General features: G+C 57.2%; 20 protein-coding genes. 19 read left to right on the top strand and 1 reads right to left on the bottom strand.

The window, feature by feature from the left end; all coding sequences use genetic code 11:
• Window positions 1-41: 41 nt before the first annotated feature.
• The 18 genes from C1M53_RS31365 to C1M53_RS31285 all read left to right on the top strand — a co-directional run bounded on the left by C1M53_RS31365 (window position 42) and on the right by C1M53_RS31285 (window position 14,573).
• Window positions 42-311, top strand: coding sequence for a hypothetical protein (locus C1M53_RS31365; RefSeq protein WP_245488377.1), 270 nt, complete (start codon window positions 42-44; stop codon window positions 309-311).
• The gene (locus C1M53_RS31360; protein ID WP_245488375.1) at window positions 295-1,824 is read left to right on the top strand and encodes a hypothetical protein; all 1,530 of its coding nucleotides are present in this window, start codon (window positions 295-297) and stop codon (window positions 1,822-1,824) included. Before C1M53_RS31365 ends, C1M53_RS31360 begins: the two co-directional genes overlap by 17 nt.
• Window positions 1,825-1,836: 12 nt before the next feature.
• On the top strand, window positions 1,837-4,041 hold the full coding sequence (locus tag C1M53_RS31355; RefSeq protein WP_129415918.1) for a phage portal protein: 2,205 nt from the start codon (window positions 1,837-1,839) through the stop codon (window positions 4,039-4,041).
• A 2-nt stretch (window positions 4,042-4,043) separates the two neighbouring features.
• A complete protein-coding gene (locus tag C1M53_RS31350; protein WP_129415917.1) occupies window positions 4,044-4,466 on the top strand; it encodes a putative Ig domain-containing protein in 423 nt (140 codons plus the stop codon).
• Between the two features lie 11 nt (window positions 4,467-4,477).
• Complete coding sequence (locus C1M53_RS31850) at window positions 4,478-4,639, top strand: hypothetical protein (protein WP_165358296.1); 162 nt, start codon at window positions 4,478-4,480, stop codon at window positions 4,637-4,639.
• Window positions 4,636-4,875, top strand: coding sequence for a hypothetical protein (locus tag C1M53_RS31345; protein ID WP_129415916.1), 240 nt, complete (start codon window positions 4,636-4,638; stop codon window positions 4,873-4,875). Before C1M53_RS31850 ends, C1M53_RS31345 begins: the two co-directional genes overlap by 4 nt.
• A gap of 84 nt (window positions 4,876-4,959) precedes the next feature.
• Window positions 4,960-5,985: a hypothetical protein gene (locus C1M53_RS31340; RefSeq protein ID WP_129415915.1), complete on the top strand. Its 1,026-nt coding sequence runs from the start codon at window positions 4,960-4,962 to the stop codon at window positions 5,983-5,985.
• 2 nt (window positions 5,986-5,987) lie between these two features.
• Entirely contained in the window at window positions 5,988-6,989 is a 1,002-nt protein-coding gene (locus C1M53_RS31335) for a DUF5309 domain-containing protein (RefSeq protein WP_129415914.1), read from the top strand.
• Between the two features lie 68 nt (window positions 6,990-7,057).
• A complete protein-coding gene (locus C1M53_RS31330) occupies window positions 7,058-7,243 on the top strand; it encodes a hypothetical protein (protein ID WP_129415913.1) in 186 nt (61 codons plus the stop codon).
• A complete protein-coding gene (locus C1M53_RS31325; protein WP_129415912.1) occupies window positions 7,230-7,562 on the top strand; it encodes a hypothetical protein in 333 nt (110 codons plus the stop codon). Before C1M53_RS31330 ends, C1M53_RS31325 begins: the two co-directional genes overlap by 14 nt.
• Window positions 7,562-8,176: a hypothetical protein gene (locus C1M53_RS31320; protein WP_129415911.1), complete on the top strand. Its 615-nt coding sequence runs from the start codon at window positions 7,562-7,564 to the stop codon at window positions 8,174-8,176. The genes C1M53_RS31325 and C1M53_RS31320 overlap by 1 nt, the downstream gene beginning before the upstream one ends.
• Window positions 8,173-9,639, top strand: a complete 1,467-nt coding sequence (locus C1M53_RS31315; RefSeq protein ID WP_129415910.1) for a hypothetical protein — start codon at window positions 8,173-8,175, stop codon at window positions 9,637-9,639. The genes C1M53_RS31320 and C1M53_RS31315 overlap by 4 nt, the downstream gene beginning before the upstream one ends.
• The gene (locus C1M53_RS31310; RefSeq protein ID WP_129415909.1) at window positions 9,639-9,983 is read left to right on the top strand and encodes a hypothetical protein; all 345 of its coding nucleotides are present in this window, start codon (window positions 9,639-9,641) and stop codon (window positions 9,981-9,983) included. The genes C1M53_RS31315 and C1M53_RS31310 overlap by 1 nt, the downstream gene beginning before the upstream one ends.
• The gene (locus C1M53_RS31305) at window positions 9,980-10,405 is read left to right on the top strand and encodes a hypothetical protein (protein WP_129415908.1); all 426 of its coding nucleotides are present in this window, start codon (window positions 9,980-9,982) and stop codon (window positions 10,403-10,405) included. Before C1M53_RS31310 ends, C1M53_RS31305 begins: the two co-directional genes overlap by 4 nt.
• On the top strand, window positions 10,368-10,898 hold the full coding sequence (locus C1M53_RS31300) for a hypothetical protein (protein WP_165358295.1): 531 nt from the start codon (window positions 10,368-10,370) through the stop codon (window positions 10,896-10,898). The genes C1M53_RS31305 and C1M53_RS31300 overlap by 38 nt, the downstream gene beginning before the upstream one ends.
• Entirely contained in the window at window positions 10,855-11,844 is a 990-nt protein-coding gene (locus tag C1M53_RS31295; RefSeq protein WP_165358294.1) for a hypothetical protein, read from the top strand. The genes C1M53_RS31300 and C1M53_RS31295 overlap by 44 nt, the downstream gene beginning before the upstream one ends.
• Window positions 11,845-11,856: 12 nt before the next feature.
• Window positions 11,857-12,978 carry a hypothetical protein gene (locus C1M53_RS31290; protein WP_129415905.1) on the top strand — a complete coding sequence of 374 codons (1,122 nt, stop codon included), beginning with the start codon at window positions 11,857-11,859 and terminating at the stop codon, window positions 12,976-12,978.
• Complete coding sequence (locus C1M53_RS31285) at window positions 12,975-14,573, top strand: hypothetical protein (RefSeq protein WP_129415904.1); 1,599 nt, start codon at window positions 12,975-12,977, stop codon at window positions 14,571-14,573. The genes C1M53_RS31290 and C1M53_RS31285 overlap by 4 nt, the downstream gene beginning before the upstream one ends.
• Before the next feature lie 166 nt (window positions 14,574-14,739).
• Here the strand turns inward: C1M53_RS31285 and C1M53_RS31280 are convergent, their stop codons facing one another.
• Window positions 14,740-15,903, bottom strand: coding sequence for a glycosyltransferase 87 family protein (locus C1M53_RS31280; protein ID WP_129415903.1), 1,164 nt, complete (start codon window positions 15,901-15,903; stop codon window positions 14,740-14,742).
• Between the two features lie 800 nt (window positions 15,904-16,703).
• On the opposite strand from C1M53_RS31280, the gene C1M53_RS31270 reads away from it, so the two are divergent.
• Entirely contained in the window at window positions 16,704-17,711 is a 1,008-nt protein-coding gene (locus C1M53_RS31270) for a hypothetical protein (protein WP_129415901.1), read from the top strand.
• The last annotated feature ends 5 nt before the right edge of the window (window positions 17,712-17,716 follow it).

The following is a 17,716-nucleotide window of genomic DNA, read 5'->3' as shown; positions in this document are numbered from 1 at the left end:
GCGATCCCGTCATCTGAAAAACAATCATAGGAAATCAACCCATGGCTCGCGGAGGCAAGCGCGAGGGCGCGGGCCGAAAGGCGGGCGCTCCGAACAAGCGCACGGCAGAGATAACAGCCAAGGCTGAAGCATCGGGGCTTATGCCACTTGAATTCATGCTGTCCGTCCTCCGGGACGAGATGGAGACCGCAGAGAACCGCAGGTGGGCCGCTGAAAAGGCTGCTCCATATCTCCATGCCCGATTGGCCAATGTGGAGATGAACGCGAAAGTCGCAGTTTCCCACGAGGACGCCCTTGGCGAGCTTGAGTGACAAAGAGCGCGCAATACGGCAGCGCCTTAAGGCTGACTTCGCTCACTATGCAAACCGATGCCTGCGCATAAGGGCAAAAGACGGGTCAATTCAGCCTTTCACGCTGAACACAGCGCAAACGTACCTGCATTCCAGGCTTGAGGCGCAGAGAGAGGAAACCGGAAAGGTTCGCGCGCTGGTCCTCAAAGGCAGACAACAAGGCATATCAACCTACGTTGGTGGCCGGTACTACCACAAGGTTTCGCACAACAAGGGACTGCGCTGCTTCATCCTCACTCATGAGCAGGACGCTACAAACAATCTGTTCGGGATGGTTGATCGCTATCACCAGCATGTGCCCGCGCTTGTAAGGCCATCGACTGGAGCATCAAACGCCAAGGAACTTTACTTCAACGTCTTGGAGAGTGGTTACGCGGTCGGCACGGCAGGCGCAAAGGCAACTGGCCGTTCACAGACTGTGCAGCTCTTCCACGGTTCCGAGGTGGCATTCTGGCCAAACGCACCAACGCATTTTGCAGGTGTTGTGCAAGCCATCCCAGACTTGCCGGGGACCGAAGTCATTCTGGAATCGACGGCCAACGGTGTTGGCGGCGAATTCCACGAGCGCTGGCAGCAGGCAGAGAAGGGCAGAGGCGATTACATCGCCATTTTCATTCCGTGGTTTTGGCAAGCTGAGTATCGGCGTGATGTGCCGTCCGGCTTCGAACTGGATGAGGAAGAGCGCGAATATCAAGGCGCTTACGGGCTCGACCTTGAGCAAATGGTTTGGCGCCGCAACAAGATCGCTGAGTTGAAGGATCCGCTGTTGTTCAAGCAGGAATACCCGGCGACAGCGGCAGAGGCATTCCAGTCGACTGGGCATGACAGCTACATTCCTGCGTCTCTGGTCCTGAAAGCTCGCAAGAACGAGGTGGCGCCAAGCGGTCCGCTGGTGGTCGGGTACGACCCGGCATGGAAAGGATCTGACCGGCACTCGATGGCATTCCGTCGCGGTCGCAAGGTGATCAAGGTCGAAAGCCGCGCAAAGCTCGACACTATGGCCGGGGCTGGCTGGGCCAAGCAGGTCTTGGATAATGACAAGCCGGCAAGGATGTTCATCGATGTGGGCGGCGTCGGTGCTGGGGTCTATGACCGTCTCGTTGAGATGGGATACGGCGACAAGGTTACGGCCATCAACTTCGGGTCGGCGCCTCTTGAGCCGCAACCGCTGGACGAAGCAGGCAGGCCCAAGGGCGGCTATCTCAATCGACGTGCCGAGATGTGGGGCAATTCGAAAGACTGGCTGGAAGAGCCAGGCGGGGTCGATATCCCGGATGAGGACGCGTTGCAGGCGGATGCCTGCGCGCCTGGCTACAAGTATGACAGCCTGACGCGGGTTGTTCTCGAAAGCAAAGAAGACATTCGCAAGCGCGGCCTTCGCTCCCCTGATGAGTGGGACGCGGTTGCGCTGACCTTCGCAGAGCCCGTGGTTGAACTGCGCATTCCCAAGCGCAGCACGAGCGGCATCTACTAAGCGGGCGACAATATGGCCTCTAAAAAGACGGCAATTGACGACGCCAAGGTAGCGGCGTTCGTCAGAAGCCAAGTTTATGACGCGATCGGGTACGACCAGACGGAGCTTTCGCAACGTCGCGTCAAGGCCATCGAATATTATCGCGGCGAGCTGCGAGACATTCCTGCGAGTGAGGGGCGCTCAAAGGTCACGTCGCGCGACCTGTCCGACCATGTTGGATGGATATTGCCATCTCTCATGCGTGTATTCGCGGCTTCCGACAGCATCGTCTGCTACGAGCCGCAGGAGCCGCAGGACGAGCCTTTTGCCAAGCAGGCGAGCGATTACGTCAACTACATTTTCTGGCGCGAATGCAACGGGTATCGCGTGCTGTGGAATTCGTTCCAAGACGCGCTCATGTTCGGCAATGGAGTTCACAAATTCTGGTGGGAGACCGGGAAGCGCATCGAATTCGAGGAATATTCCGGCCTGGATGAGGATGCGTTCATCCAGCTTGTGGGCGACGATGACGTTGAGGTCACCGAACACACGGTCGAGGAAAAGACGGAAGAGGTTACAGATCCGCAGACCGGACAAGTCTTCGAACAGCCGTATGTCTGCCATGATTTGAAGATCAAGCGGACGTTCAACGAAAACAGCCTTCGCATAGCTGCGCTTCCCCCCGAGGAATTCCTGATCGAGCGAGGCGCTACCTCGATAGAGGACGCCAATTTCGCTTGCCATCGCTCCCTGCGCACTCGGCAAAGCCTGATTGATGACGGCTACAAGCGTGAAGTCGTCATGGGTATCGGCCCTGATTATGACCTCCAGTCGCAGCCGGAAAAGGTCGCTCGCTGGAATCGCATCCTGTACGATCAGAACCATTTCGAATCCGACCCGCTCATGGTCGAGGTCGAGGTATTCGAATGCTATACACGGCTGGACTACGATGGCGACGGCTACGCTGAGTGGCGCAAGATCGTCATTGCCGGCATTTCAGGAAGTGAAGCCGACGAACACCACATTCTCTCGAATGAGGAATGGACGGACGAAGTACCGTTTGCCGAGGTGGTTCCGAACCCAGACGCGCATATTTGGCGCGGCCGATCGCTCTTTGATGAGCTGGAAGATGTTGCCAAGGTCAAGACAGTTCTGACCCGTCAGACATTGGACAATCTGTATCTGACCAATACGCCACAGCGCGAAGTGGTGCTGAAGAACGTCAAGAACCCGGATGAGGTGATCAACCCCACTATCGGCGGGACAATCTTTGTCGACGCTCTTGGGCAGGTTCGCGAGGTGGAAACGCCTTTTGTCGCTGACAAGTCCTATATGATGCTGGAATACCAGGATCAGGTGGCTGAAAAGCGTACTGGTGTGTCGCGGCAGTCGATGGCGCTCGACCCTGAAGCGCTCCAGAACCAAACGGCGGCGGGTGTCCAGGCAGGGCAGAGCGCGGCAAACTCCAAGAACGAGCTTTACGCTCGGAACATCGCTGAAATCGGCCTAAAGCGGCTGTTCAAGTGCATTCTCAAGCTGATTGTCCGCTATCAGGACAAGCCCCGAATGATCCGCCTGCGCAACCAGTGGGTGAACATGGACCCGCGTTCGTGGAATGCGGACATGGATGCAACGGTGTCGGTCGGTCTGGGCTCGGGATCACGCGATCGCGACTTGATGGTACTTCAGCAGATTGCGGCCAAGCAGGAACTTATCCTCGCGCAGATGGGTCCGCAAAACCCTGTGGTGAACCTGACGCAGTACGCCAACACACTGCGCAAGATGGTCGAAAGTGCCGGCATTCGAGAGCCGGACGGGTACTTCAATGAAGTGAACCCGGAGCAGTTGCAGCAATTTGCACAGCAACAAGCATCAAAGCCTGACCCGAAAGCCCAAGCTGAGATGGCAAAGGCTCAGGTGGAGCAGCAAAAGGCACAGCAGAGCTTTCAGCTTGACCAGCAGAAGGCGCAAGCCTCGCTCCAGGCGCAACGCGAAGAGGCTGCACTTAGGCTTCAGTTGGAACGCGAAGAGGCAGCCGCGCAAATCCAGTTGCAGGCCGATAAGGCTGCGGCAGAGCGTGAACAGAAGCGTCTCGACGCGGAACTTAATGCCCAATTGCGCCGCGAAGAAATGCTGCTTGAAGCGCAACTGACACAGCAAGCCAATGTGATGGATGCAGCCGTAAAGGAAAAGCAGGCTGACACAAACATCAAGCGCCAGCAATTACCGGAGCAATAGCGATGGCGAATGAGAAGTTCAAAAACGGCGGCGCGGATCTCCTTGGAGATATGGCCCGCGTCGGCGGCAACATCGAATCCGGCATGACCAATGCCAAGATGGCCGTGAATGGCCCTGGCATCTGGTGTGACCTTGCTCGGTCTGGCGGCAACGTCAACGCTCTGGCAATCGGTGGAACGCCGGTTCTGACCGGAACGAATGGTGTTGCTTATGCGGGCTTCACCGCCACAGCAACAGGCGGCAAGACGCCATACGTCTATTCGTTGGTTGGCACGTGGCCAACGGGCATTTCAGTGAACAGCGGAACAGGCGCCGTGTCCGGGACGCCTACACAGACTGGCTCATTCGCTAATCTGTCGGTTCGTGTGACGGACAACCTGACGGCCACGGCACAACTGGCCAACTTCACTCTCGTCATCTCGTAAGGAGACTTGCAATGACCGACAACGATTTCAAAGCAGCTGGCCCCGGTTTCATGGGTGATATCACTCGTCAGGGCGGCACTCCGGTAGCCAGTGGCATGACCAATGCGCAGATCAAAACGCGCGGTGCCGGCCATCTGCCGGACCTTTCCCGCCAGGGCGGTACAGTCATTTGAAACTGACCGACATCCCTTCTTCAGAACTCGAATTTCTCGCGAATAGCGAAGGGCTGCGTGCAGTTTTCGATGACATGGAGAAGCGGACATTTGAACAAATGGTCGATTTGCCCTTTTGGGCGAGTCGCAAACGCATGGCGGCGCTTGTGGAGCGCATCCGTGTGATACGAGACGTGCAGAACACCATTGTGGGCCTGCGAGCCTACAGCAAGGTATCTGCCGGGCAGCGAGGCTAATCCTTTCTGCAATAGGCCCGCCGTGAGGCGCGTCAGTCCCAGCGCAGTCAACCCACCGTGGAACTGCCCGATGGAGCTTTTACCATGCAAGATGGAGTCAACCCGGAAGGGAACTCAACCGGCGCGCTGACGCTTGATCAGGGCGCTGAATTGATGGCCAATTTCGTCAACCCAAGGACGGAAGAGGCCGCCAATACCAAACCGCAAGCCGATGCTGCCGAGCCTGACCAGGCCAACGAGCGCGACGAAACGGAACAGGTCTTGGAGAGCGAGCAGGACGAGACCGAGCCGGAAGGCGAAGTTGAAGAGCCTGACCTGTCGGAATCCGACGATGAGCCCGAAGTTGAAGAGCCTGAGCAACCTCAGAAAATCCGTCTGAAAGACGGCACGGAGGTCACGCTTGACGAGATCAACAACGGCTATATGCGCGATGCCGACTATCGTCAGAAGACGATGGCACTAGCCACCGAAAAGAAAGAGGTGGCCGGCCTTCGTACAGATCTGACGCAGAAGGCCCAATTTTTCGAACAGAACGCTGAATTCGCCATCCAACTGGCAATGGCCCATCTGCCGCAGCAGCCGGACCAGTCTCTAATCCAGACTGATCCGATCGGCTTCTTGCAGCAGAAAGCCTTCTACGATCAGCGCATTGCCGAGCTACAGCAGCTTCACGAAGCCAAGCAGGTAGCCGAGCAACAGCGCGTTGCGCAGGAGGATGAAGGGCGTCGTGAGCGGCTCATATCCGAACTTGAAGCGGCCCGAGCCAAGATGCCGGAACTTCAGGACAAGGCGAAGTACCAGAAGTTCAATGCGGACCTCAAACAAGCGGCACAGCACTACGGCTTTTCCGAAGCCGATGTGAACGCGATCGAGGATCATCGCTATCTGCTCCTTGCAAGGGACGCGATGGCATACCGTCGATTGCAGGCCGCGAAGCCAAAAGTTCAGCAAAAAGTGCAGAACGTCCCACAGGTGCAAAAGCCAGGGCGTCGCATTGAGCAGAACGAGGCGCAGTCCCGCAACGTGAAAGAGAAATGGGCCAAGCTGAGCAAAACCGGCTCACTCGAAGCAGGTGGTGAGCTTCTCCTCGAACTGACCAAAGGACGCTAGCTATGGCACAGGTAACCGGAACATTCAGTTCCTACGATGCGGTTGGTAACCACGAAGATCTGGAAAATGCGATCTATCGCATTACGCCGGAAGAAACCCCCTTCATGCAGTTGATCGGCACGACGAAGGTTGAGGCTGTCCGTCACGACTGGCAGACCGACACTCTCGCAACGCCCGCCGCCAACGCGCAGGTTGAAGGCGATGACTACACCTATGCAACGCGCAGCCCAACCAAGCGCGTCGCGAACTTCACGCAGATCAGCTGGAAACCCGTCATCGTCACGGAAACCCAGGACGCTGTTAACAAGGCCGGTCGCGATACCGAGCTTGGCTATCAGCTTTCCAAGGCATCCGTGGAGCTTAAGAAGGACATCGAGTTTTCGATGCTTTCCAATGCTGCATCGGTTGCGGGCGATGACACGACCGCTCGTGTTTCTGCCGGCTTCCCGGCATGGTTCACGACCAATGCGGATCGCGGCGCTGGTGGCGCAAGTGGTGGCTTCAGCTCGAACACCGGGCTTGTTGCTGCCGCGACCAACGGCACGCAGCGCGCATGGACCAAGACGCTGCTCGATAACAGCATCCAGAGCGTTTACACCTCTGGCGGCAATCCGAGCATCATCATGGTTTCGCCCTACAACAAGCGCGTGTTTTCCACCTTCATGTCGGACGCGAACGTGGCGCCTTTCCGTCGTCCGGTCTCGGACAACAAGAAGCAGGGCGTCATCCTGGCGGCGGCTGATGTCTATCAGTCGGATTTCGGTGAACTCGACGTTCTGCCGAACCGTGTGATGTCCACCAGTGCGGCAGTTGCCAGAAACGTGTTCATCATCGACACGTCCAAGGTGGCTCGCGGCGTCCTCCGTCCGATGACGCAGGATACCCCGGCCAAGACTGGCGATGCGAACAAGAAGGTCATCAAGACCGAATGGACGCTCGTCAATCGCAACGAAGCAGCGCACGGCATCATTGCCGATGTCTTCGGTCTGACGGCCTCGACCTAAATCCAGGCGACAACCGTAAACCTTAAGGGGCTGCTTTCGAGCGGCCCCTTTTCTCATGGAGGATGCTCATGAGCAACGAAGTTAAGCGGGGCAGACCCCCGAAGGCTGAAACGCTGCCGGTGCGGCTGAACACAGCTTATTGGCCGCTTGATGGACGCGGGCGTCAGGATGAAGGCTCCGAAATCGAGCTTCCGGCTGACGAAGCGCGCGGCATCGTGGAAAAAGGTTTGGCAGTCAGAAATGACGCCTTTTGACATCACCCAAGGCGATTGGCGTCTGTTCTCTCATGACGCACATTCCGGGGTCACTCGCTGGTTTCTAGACCTCGGGAATGGTCAGATGATCGTGCGCACCGATACGCCGGTTGACGATCTGATCAGCGACAACGCCGAAGCCTACAGCAACAGCCTGAGCCAGAATTGGGGAGACGGGCAACGGGTCGCGTCTATCCCACTTGATGTCTATTTCAGCCAGCTTGCGGAGGCCCGCAAGAATGGTGATCGCAAGTACATCAAGAAATGGCTCAACGACTCCGATAATCGCAAGTTCCGCACGTTCAAGGGAACCGTTTGATGGCTCTCGGAACCTACAGCGATCTTGTCGCCAGCATTCAGTCTTGGATGTTCGACAGGTCAGATATCGGCACGGTCTGTCCTGATTTCATCGCTCTTGCCGAGGGTGAATTCAACCGTGTCCTGCGTACGCGCGAACAAATAGCCATCGCGACGCTTACACCGGATGTAAACAGCCAGATCACGTTGCCGGTTGACTATCTCCAGTTTCGCAATGTGGTGGCTTTGGGTAATCCCAGGTGGGAATTGCAAAACGTTGCGCCAACGTGGCGCGATGACGCCTTTGCCTATCGTTATTCCGGCCAACCTGCGGTGTTCAGCCTTGACGGCGACAAGGTGACGATACTGCCGACAACGGCGCTCAACATAGAACTCGAGTATTATGCAAAAATCCCGGCACTTGGCCCGTCGTCTCCAACAAACTGGCTTCTGACGAAATCACCCAATGCCTATTTGGCCGGGTGTCTCAAGCACGCCTGTATCTACATCGGGAATGAGCAACGTGCGGCGATGTTCGGGGAGCAGATGAATGGCGCCCTGGATCAGATCCTTAGTGATGATCGCGCCGCTGTTTATTCGCGTGCCGGCGCACGGAAAAGCGGCCCAACGCCATGATCCCTTTCGCGCAGTTCGGCCCGGATCGATCGATCTTCGACGCGACCTTTTGCGACAAGATCGAAAACGTTCTGCCAAAAGCAGGTTCGTACGGGCCGTTCCCAAGCTTTTCGCCTGTGTCTCTGGCCCTCCCATCTGCGCCGCTTGGGACGATCCTGGCGTATGTCGATAACGGCCAATATCGGCTGTTTGTCGCGACCGCGACTAGAATTTACATGTTCGACATCGCAACACTCGGCTGGATCGATGTCTCAAAAACTGGCGGCTATTCCGGAACGTCTGACCGCAAGTGGTCATTCACGCAGTTCGGTGATCGCGTCATCGCTACGAACGGCGGTGATCCGGTCCAGTGGATTAACGTAAATACGCCAGTCCAATTCGCAGATCTGCCGAACGCGCCAAAGGCGTTCTACACAGGAACGCTTGGCGATTTCGTCATGATGGCGAATTTGGCCTCTAACCAACGCGCCGTGCAATGGTCAGGTCTCAATGACTCGGCTTTCTGGACTCCAAGACAAAGGTCCTCAGACTTCCAGCCTTTCCCTGATGGCGGCGAAATCATGGGGTTCGCCGGGGGAAACCAGGGCGCGGTGATCTTCCATGCTGAGTCAATCCGTGAAGGCGCTCTAGCGCTAGATACGTCGCTTGTCATGACGTTCACGCAGACCGTAGCCAATCATGGCTGTCTGGCGCCTCGTTCCATCGTGCAGACGGGAAGCGGGACATACTACCTCTCTGATGACGGGTTCTATCGCTACGGCGTTCCGCCTGTCCCAATCGGAGTTGAAAGGGTCGACAATTTCTTTCTGAATGATGTCGACCTGTCGGAAGTCTTCCAAGTCTATGGTTCGGAAGACCCCAACCGCAAGATTGTCTATTGGGCTTACAAGTCCACAGCGAACCCCTTGGCTGGCTCTTATGACAAGGTTCTGTTGTATCACTACGGGATTGACCGCTGGTCGCTGCTGAGCCCTGGCACGATCCTGACCGGCCTCATTGACGCTGTGACGCCCGGATACACGCTCGACAGTCTGGCGAGTCTCGGGCTCGGCTTGGATCAGTTGCCGTTTTCGCTCGACAGTCGGGCGTGGGCGGGTTCCACGCCTCTCATCGCTGCTTTCGATACGTCGTATCGTTTTGGCTTGTTCTCGGGGCCGCCGCTGCCAGCCACATTGCAGACTGGAGATACACAGCTAACCCCGGGCGCTAGAACCTTCGTCAACGGCTTTCGAGCGCTTTGCGATGCGCCACAGATTAGCGGTCGGGTTGCAGTGAAGGATTGGGCTGGTGGCAATGGCACTTGGAAATTACCTGCCTCCGCCAGTCTCAAAACCGGTCTCATTCCCGCTCGCGCTTCGGGGCAATTCCACAGGTTTGAGGTGACGATCCCGGCAGCGGCGGCGAATGTCTGGAATGACATACATGGTGTTGATCCTGTCGGCTCACCTGAAGGCCAGCAGTGATGTCAAACTTCGTTCAGAACAATTGCCGGGTGCTTGGGACACACCTGACGGGCACCACGAACACCACCGTTCTGACGGCAACCGGATACACCCAAGTCATAGGTGTTAGGCTTTCGAACATCACCTCGAGCGACAAAACAGCATCGGTAGGGTTCTACAGCATCAGCGCAACGGACGAATACAAGTTGCTTTTCCAGCACATTGTTCCTGCCAATAGCGCGGTCTGGCTCCCGCTCGACGCGTTCGCCTTGAACGTTGGCGATGAAATCCGGGTCCAGGCGAGTGCGGCGAACTCCATAGACGTAGTGACTTCCATCGCGGAAGTGCCGGGGCGCTCCGGATGATCCTTCGCAACGCTACCGAGATGAGCGCGGATGAGATGGCGCCTTATTGGGCGGACATTCGCACCTGTCTCGCCATCTATTGCAAGCGCTTCAGCGGTGAGGAGACCGTAGAGAACATCCTGAGCGAGTGCCTAGAAGGGAAGCGCACCCTCTGGCTGTGTCTTGATGGCGATGAAGTCGTTCTGACGCCGATCACGGAGATTGTGACCATCAACGCCACCGGGAAAAAGCAACTGATCCTGGCAGAGGTAGGCGGCTCGCGGCTCAAGGAATGCCTTCCGCTGCTTGATGACATCGAAAGGTGGGCCAAGGAGGTCCACGGCGTCGAAGAGGCGCAATTGGTTGGCCGGAAGGGATGGGGGCGCCTACTCCCCGAACTTGGCTATGCCGAAAAGGCTCGGATTTACCGAAAGGCTCTCTGAAATGGGCAGCAAAAGCAGCACTCAAAAGACCGAAAGCAATCCACCAAAATATGCGCTCCCCGTGATGGAGAGGGGAGCGCAGGATGCTCTTGCTCTCTACAACAGCGGTAAGGGTTACAACGTCTATGACGGTCCAACACAGGCGCAGTTCTCTCCCACATCGCTTCAAGGGATGAATGCTTTACTCGCGGCCACTGGCGGCGGGGCACCGATCACGAACGAAGGCGTTTTCAATACTCCACAGATCCAGCAGGCACAGCAGGCCATTGCGGCGGTGAAGGCAAAGAACGCTGCTGCTCAGCCCGCTCCTGCCTCTGGCCCCGGCGTCTGGCTCCAGCAGCAGGGTGGCGAACGGCGACAAGGCGGGCGAGAGGGCTCAAACGTTCCTGTCATGTACTACATCAACACCGTGACCGGCGAACGCAGCGATAAGCCTCCGCAAGCCTATATTGACCAGCAACGCAAAGCCCAGAGCGGCGGCAACCTGTGGTGATGTGATGGGAAACTCGACAAACTCTGCCCAGAAGCCCAGCACGACGAACGCCAATGGCGCGGCGCCGGCTTGGTCGAATGTCGGCTCCGATGCCTACAAACAGCAGAATAATCTGCTGCAAACGGCACCTATCGCGGCGGCGAACCAGACTATCGCACAAGGCGGGCAGGGCGCGGCCACACAGGACGCCATCAAGAAGTTCCAGAACGGCATGGGGCAGATTGATCCCAGCGCATATCAGGGCATCCTTGGACAGGCAGGACAGGGCGGCGCGGCAAACCAATACCTTACCGGATATGCGCGCGGCGACTATCTCAATGGCTCGCCAGAGTTGAGCAACATCATAAACCAGACCAATCAACAGGTGGGCGATCAGGTGAACGCTATGTTCGCTTCTGGTGGCCGGTATGGTTCGGGAGCGAACCAGGGCGTATTGGCAGACTCCATCGCCAAGAACACCAGCAACCTGCTCTACAACAACTACAACCAGCAGCAGCAGAACCAGATGAACGCGGCCAACGCGCTGGAGGGCGCGCAGCAGGGCCGCATGGGGCTTGGCTTGAACGCCGCTGGCGGCCTTGCCAATGTGCAGGGGCAAAATCTCGCCGGGAAGCGTTCCGACGCTCTCAACGCGGCGGGGCTGGAAAATCAGGGCTTCGGCAATCTGATGCAGATGATAGGGCAGCTTCCGAACATCCAGAGCAACAAGGTCTTCGACGCCAATCAACAGATGGGCCTCGGCAACAAGCTTGATCAAGCCAGCCAGAGCCAGCTTAACGACCTCATCAATCGCTGGGGCCAGAACGATATGCAGGATTGGGCACGCCTTGGCGGCCTCCTCTCTGCTGGCACTCAGTCGGCTGGAAATTGGGGCACGCAGAACACCACGACCAAGCAGCCGGCGAACATCCTTGGCGGTCTGGCCGCACTTCTAGGCGCGTTCTAACGAGGTTTCCAGATGGCTGGCATTCTTGATCTTCTGAATGGCAATTCGCAGCCTTCTGCGCCTCGCAGCGGAGGCGCGAGCGATTTCCTGCGGCGTCTCGCGCCTGCAATCGCCATGATCGACCCGCGAAATGCCCAGTTGGGCGCCGGCCTCATGGCGATGAACGCGGACCGAGACGAGCGCGCGCAGAAGGCCCAAAACCAGAATGCAACGGCAGGCTGGCTCCAGCAGCAGGGCATGGGCGCTCAGGAGGCATCTTACCTCGCCTCTGATCCGGCTGCTTTGCGCGCTTGGTATTCCTCTTGGAAAGCTGGCGACAAGCCAGATTGGAAAATCCAGCGCCTGCTCAATGATCAGGGCCAAGAGCAGGATTTCATGGTTGACCAGAACAATCCAGAACGTCGAAATCCCATTGGTGGGCCCAAGGCTGACAGTGTTCGCGATCAATTCGGCCTCAATCCGATTTATGGAAAGCGCGGCGGGAAAACCATCGTCATGCAGCCGTCTAAGGCTGGCGGCCTTGTGGAGGCTCCGCTGCCCGAGGGCGTCGATCTTACCCCTGGCGTCGATCGCGTTGACCTCGGCACGGCTTGGGGCATAACCGACCGTTCGGGGCAAGTGGTGTCTACCATTCCCAAAGACTTGGCGGGAGCCGAGGCCGAAAAGGAGAAGGGAAAGAGCCGAGGGCAAGCGCAATTCGATCTGCCGCGCGTTGAGCAGAACGCCCAACGCAGTATCGACCTCCTGGAGAGGATGAAAACCCATCCGGGGCGAGCAGGGTCAACCGGCTTCTTGGAAGGATTGTTGCCCGCGCGCTCGTCCGAGCAGGTGGATTTTCAAGGCCTTGTCGACCAGACGAAAGGGCAATCGTTCCTTGAGGCGTACAACACCTTGCGTGGCGGCGGCCAGATCACCGAGGTTGAGGGCGCGAAGGCCGAAAACGCGATTTCTCGGCTCGGCAACTATCGCTTGAGTGATGAGGAATATCTTAGGGCCATCCAAGACCTTGAAGACGTGATCCGCTCGGGTGTTTCGCGTGCGAAAATGCAAGCCGGTGGCAACGCCGAGCCAACAACGCCGGAAGGCGGTCAGAAACGCTACAAATTCAATCCGTCAACTGGTGAACTCGAATGATTGAAGTCGAGCTTCCAGACGGCGCCATAGCGGAATTCCCTGACGGCACGTCGCCGGACGCGATCAAGGGCGCTTTGCAGAAGCGCTTCGGCAGGCTACAACCGTCTCAGGGTCTAAGGGCAGGCTTGTCCGAACTCTCTGCCCTTACTCAGAAGGCAGGTCGTTACAATACTCCTCCCGAGATTGCCGCCGCTGCTGATCAATACGAAAAAGGTGCGGGAACCGGTCTGTTAGCTGATATGACTGGCTCTGGCATGGCGAATGCGGTCCCATTTGCAGATGAGCTATATTCCGCCCTTTCTGCACTTCCAAAAGCCGCGATAAGCGCGGTTCAGGGGAAGGGTTTTCACCCGGCTGACGAGTACAACCGGTCCCAGGACTTGCAGGCTGAATTGCAACGCCGTCGCAGCGAACGCCATCCTATAGCCTCGACAGTAGGCAGCATTGCTGGAGGTTTGGGCGCTACGGCTCCTTTGGCCACTGGCGGCTTGTCATTTCTCAATGGCGCAAAACCAACGGTTGCCAGCATGGGCGGACGCGCAGCCGCTGAAGGGGCTGCATATGGCACTGCGTATGGGGCCGGCGAAGGTAAGGGGCTCGATGAGCGACTTTGGAACGCGCTGAGAGGTTTTCTCAGCGGCGGTGCAGTCGGCGGCACATTTGGATCCGTGGCTGGCAAACTGGCATCGAAAGTCAGCAATGCAGCTGTGCCTACAGTCGAGGATCTTCGAACTGCTGGCCAAGCTGCATATCAACAAGCCGACAATGCGGGCGTCATTTTCACCCCCGAGGCGGTGAACCGTCTGAAAATGGACGTTGGCAAACGTCTTGTGGACCTTGGCTATGATCCAGCGTTGCAGCCTGGGGCGGCGGCAGTTGTGAAGCGCATTGACGACCTGGCAGGACAGAACGTCACGTTCACCGGACTGGACACCCTTCGAAAAGTTGCCTCGAACGGATATGTCCCCGGCAATAAGTCAAACAACAAGGCAGTTGGCGGGATTATCAATGCAATTGATGACCTCATCAAATCGCCTAAGCCCTCTGAAGTCTTGGCGGGCGATACACAGCTTGCATCAGACGCCGTGACGCGAGGTCGCGAAATCTGGTCCCGACTTTCCAAGAATGAGCGTGTAGCGGATGCTATCGAGCGCGCAGAACTTCGAGCGGCCTCGACTGGTTCAGGCGGGAACGTTGACAACGCTATCCGGCAGAATTTGCGACGCTTGCTTGAAAACCCTCGCGGCTTCACAGAAGCGGAAATCGCTGCTCTTCGCAAAGTAGTGGAAGGCACTGCGACGCAGAATGCACTGCGCCTCGCAGGGAAACTATCGCCTTCCGGCAACGGCCTGATGGCTGCTCTCGGCATCGGCGGGACGATGATCAATCCAGCCGTTGGCGTGGCATCTCTTGGCGGTATGGGTGCCAAGGCAATCGCTGACGGCATGACCAAGGCAAATACTGGGGCGCTCAGCTCGCTTATTAGGAGCGGCGGCGCGCCGGCTCAGCAGCCTCTTACTCCATTGATGCAAATGATTACTGAGGCTTTGTCGCGCGGGTCCGGTCAGCAGCTTCCGGGGTACACAGGCCGGTAGAGGCGCAGATGGTGTCCAATCCCGCTTCGAAATACGGCTTTGCGTATTTGTCTAATGAGCCGTTTAGCACCGGCAGAATAAAAACCAACAGCCCAATGCCGAGGCAAATTGTATCGCCCAAGCCTTGGCGTTCTGACCAAAAAACGGTTCGCGCTTCATCCGTGATCTATATACGCTCTTGCATCGACGTTTTGAAGGCTGTCGCGGATTTGGAAACAGAAAGCCACCAAACTGCGGCAATTGTCACTGGCGTCAACACCAAAGGCTTGAACCAAGGGTTCAGTATTGCGTGCAAATGCCCGTCGAGGCCGGTCAAGCCAGCTCCGAAGATGACCACTGCGTAAATCGGCCAAAGTGGTTGCTTTCCAAGCCGCATATACGAGACAGCTAGAGCGAGCGGAACAGCCAGCATCACGTAGGTGTTGGATTCGGCCCTTGGGTTGAAAACGTTCATGTAGAACGCCGCGAGGAGGAAAACGGCAAAGGCAGTCCTTTTCGTGTCTCCCTCTCGGTCAATCCAGAGAACGAAAGCAAGGACCACGCCTGCGGCGGCCAGACGGACAAGCAGGATGATGTTTGCCGGAACATCCACGCCGATAGCTGTGAGGACGCCGGAGAAGTCAGCGGGCCGGAAGAAATCCGACTCGGTGTGGCTCATAGACGTAAGCAGTTTGAAGAACTCTAAGTGCTGTGCGGTCACGTAGTCAGCCGGTGCAAAAGCGTAGGGGGCCGCGAAGACAAGCAGGAAGGCAATCGCCAGATTGGGGATCATCTTCGGTCTGAGGGCTCCTACAAGGAGAATGACCACTACCGCAGAAGGCTTGGCGAGCAACGCAATGAACGCCCATAAGGTCGTTGCGGATCTGCGACCATCGAGCGCGCTCATAGCCAGCATCCAGCAGGAGGCAGTTAGAAGGATCGTGGCTTGTCCGTTGCGGATAGCCCCAAGGGAGAGCGGGAGCGCGATAAAAAGCGCAAAGGACGCCATCTCTGTTGAATTGGTGGCGTCAAGACGCTTGGCCTGCTTGAAAACAACCCAAGTCAACATGCCGACGCTCAGGCAACGCCACAGTAATCCGCCGACTATCGGCCCGGCAGCATAGAACGGAAAATAGAGAGCAGCAAAGCCGGGGGCATAGAGATACCCCATCGTGCTTTCGAGGTTGTACAGATTCCCGCCAGAATAGAACATTTGGGTTCCGAAGTCATAGGCGACAAGAACCGACCTGACTTCTGGTTGCATCGCGGCGATAGCCAGAATGACGACGGTTGAAATAGTCCAAACCAAGAAACCAATGCGCTCATAGAGCGCGTGCGAAACCTGCACCATATCCCCCGACACAGCGAAATAAACCACGCTTTTACAAGAAGTCGGGACTGTTTTCCATGAGGCAAATGAATGGCCTATGTAGGGACACCCCGTTCACGCGGGAGCGAATTGGACACTCTTGCTTCTATCCTCCAAGGCGAGGCTGGTGGCGAAGGCCTCAGAGGTTTGCAAGCCGTTGCAAGTGTCATCCAGAACCGAGCCAATCAGAATTTTTCAGGGTATGGGTCATCCTTGCTGGACCAAGCTCTAGCTCGGAACCAATTCCAAGGCCAATCATCCAGGGTAGGAAGAGAAGCTCGAACCGTTGCTGAACAACTTCTCGGTGGCCGCCTCCCAGACGTAACCGGTGGCGCGCTCTACTATGCCAATCCCGGAGATTCAACAGCCTCTTGGGCTCGGCGCCTCAATGAGGGAAACGCGCTTAAAATCGGGAACCACTATTTCACCGACAATGCAAAAGGTGAGCCGTTTTCCAATCCTTATGCAGGGATGGCAGACGGACCCAAGGGGCAGGAAGCCTACCCGCAAGCCGCGCCCGCCCTTCCGCCTCCCCGAATGATTGCCGACAGGCCGATAGCTGAGCCTCAGACGCAGACGGCGCAAGGCTCGCCCCCAAGTGGATTGCTATCATTGCTGGGTGGCGATGGGGAGGAGAGCCAGGGGGGCGGCAACTCTCTGATGAACGCGCTCATGGCAATGCAGCCGCAGGACGCACCGCAAGCACCGCCGATGCCGCAGCAGCCACAAGGGCCGACGCTTGCGGATCTAGTCTCTCAATTCATGCAGTCGAGGAAAATCGGATGAGTAGTATCTATGATTGGAGCTTGACTGCATCGGACAATGATGATGCGGACAGCATCATCAATTGGTTGGAAAATCAGCTTCCGAACACCGTGAACAACTCCGCGCGCGCCATGATGCAGCGCATGGCCGAGTTGCTCAAAGACATGGGCGGCGCGATCACTGCGACGGGGACGGCAAACGCGATCGTTCTCACCGCCGCTTCACCCTTCACGATACTGACAGATGGTCTTCTGGTCTCCTTCAAGGCGGCGCTTAGCAATACGAGCGCGACCACAACGATTGCCGTCAACGGCCTCGCATCCAAGCCAATCCGAAAGCAGGGGTTGGGCGGAGATATCGCTATCTCGCCAAATGACATTCGACAGAACGGCATCTATCGGCTGGTGTACTCAACCGCTGCAAACAGCGGGACAGGAGCATGGATGCTCCAGGGTTCGGCAGGATCTTTCGAAACTGGAACCAAGTTGCTTTTCCAGCAGACCACCGCGCCAACGGGATGGACGAAGGATACAAGCAACAACGACAAGGCTCTCAGAGTTGTGTCAGGGTCTGTTGGGACCGGTGGTTCTCTGGCTTTCACGACTGTTTTCACCAGCCAGAACGTCGGCGCCACGGCACTCTTGTCCACTCAGATACCACCACATGCCCACAATTTCTCAGGCACTACCGGAACTGAAAGCGTTGCTCACACCCACACAGTTTCTGTCACCGGAGTAACCTCAACTGATGGCGACCATACCCACGTGGTCGGCGCGAACTACATCGGGTCTGGCACATCCAGCAATGCTGGCTACATCACCCCTAGTGGTCTTGGTGCCACCACTTCATCCAATGGCGCTCACTCCCATACAGTTTCGGCTTCTGGAACGTCCGCCGTCCAAAGCGCCAATCACACGCACAGCATCACCGGCACGACAGACTTTACGGGCGGCGGTGGAACGCACACGCACACCCTGAATCTCGCCGTCCAGTACGTGGACGTGATTGTAGCAACGAAAGACTGAGGCCT

It is taken from the genome of Mesorhizobium sp. Pch-S (assembly GCF_004136315.1).
In the GTDB taxonomy this organism is placed as follows: domain Bacteria; phylum Pseudomonadota; class Alphaproteobacteria; order Rhizobiales; family Rhizobiaceae; genus Mesorhizobium.
Note: the sequence above shows the minus strand (reverse complement) of the source record. Positions and strands in the feature narration are given on the sequence as shown.

What these genes read in the sequence shown, in the direction of transcription:
- C1M53_RS31365 (WP_245488377.1), top strand. Translation starts at nt 42, where the DNA reads ATGGCTCGCGGAGGCAAGCGCGAGGGCGCGGGCCGAAAGGCGGGCGCT.
- C1M53_RS31355 (WP_129415918.1), top strand. Translation starts at nt 1,837, where the DNA reads ATGGCCTCTAAAAAGACGGCAATTGACGACGCCAAGGTAGCGGCGTTC.
- C1M53_RS31350 (WP_129415917.1), top strand. Translation starts at nt 4,044, where the DNA reads ATGGCGAATGAGAAGTTCAAAAACGGCGGCGCGGATCTCCTTGGAGAT.
- C1M53_RS31850 (WP_165358296.1), top strand. Translation starts at nt 4,478, where the DNA reads ATGACCGACAACGATTTCAAAGCAGCTGGCCCCGGTTTCATGGGTGAT.
- C1M53_RS31340 (WP_129415915.1), top strand. Translation starts at nt 4,960, where the DNA reads ATGCAAGATGGAGTCAACCCGGAAGGGAACTCAACCGGCGCGCTGACG.
- C1M53_RS31335 (WP_129415914.1), top strand. Translation starts at nt 5,988, where the DNA reads ATGGCACAGGTAACCGGAACATTCAGTTCCTACGATGCGGTTGGTAAC.
- C1M53_RS31330 (WP_129415913.1), top strand. Translation starts at nt 7,058, where the DNA reads ATGAGCAACGAAGTTAAGCGGGGCAGACCCCCGAAGGCTGAAACGCTG.
- C1M53_RS31325 (WP_129415912.1), top strand. Translation starts at nt 7,230, where the DNA reads ATGACGCCTTTTGACATCACCCAAGGCGATTGGCGTCTGTTCTCTCAT.
- C1M53_RS31320 (WP_129415911.1), top strand. Translation starts at nt 7,562, where the DNA reads ATGGCTCTCGGAACCTACAGCGATCTTGTCGCCAGCATTCAGTCTTGG.
- C1M53_RS31315 (WP_129415910.1), top strand. Translation starts at nt 8,173, where the DNA reads ATGATCCCTTTCGCGCAGTTCGGCCCGGATCGATCGATCTTCGACGCG.
- C1M53_RS31310 (WP_129415909.1), top strand. Translation starts at nt 9,639, where the DNA reads ATGTCAAACTTCGTTCAGAACAATTGCCGGGTGCTTGGGACACACCTG.
- C1M53_RS31305 (WP_129415908.1), top strand. Translation starts at nt 9,980, where the DNA reads ATGATCCTTCGCAACGCTACCGAGATGAGCGCGGATGAGATGGCGCCT.
- C1M53_RS31300 (WP_165358295.1), top strand. Translation starts at nt 10,368, where the DNA reads ATGCCGAAAAGGCTCGGATTTACCGAAAGGCTCTCTGAAATGGGCAGC.
- C1M53_RS31290 (WP_129415905.1), top strand. Translation starts at nt 11,857, where the DNA reads ATGGCTGGCATTCTTGATCTTCTGAATGGCAATTCGCAGCCTTCTGCG.
- C1M53_RS31285 (WP_129415904.1), top strand. Translation starts at nt 12,975, where the DNA reads ATGATTGAAGTCGAGCTTCCAGACGGCGCCATAGCGGAATTCCCTGAC.
- C1M53_RS31280 (WP_129415903.1), bottom strand. Translation starts at nt 15,903, where the DNA reads ATGGTGCAGGTTTCGCACGCGCTCTATGAGCGCATTGGTTTCTTGGTT.
- C1M53_RS31270 (WP_129415901.1), top strand. Translation starts at nt 16,704, where the DNA reads ATGAGTAGTATCTATGATTGGAGCTTGACTGCATCGGACAATGATGAT.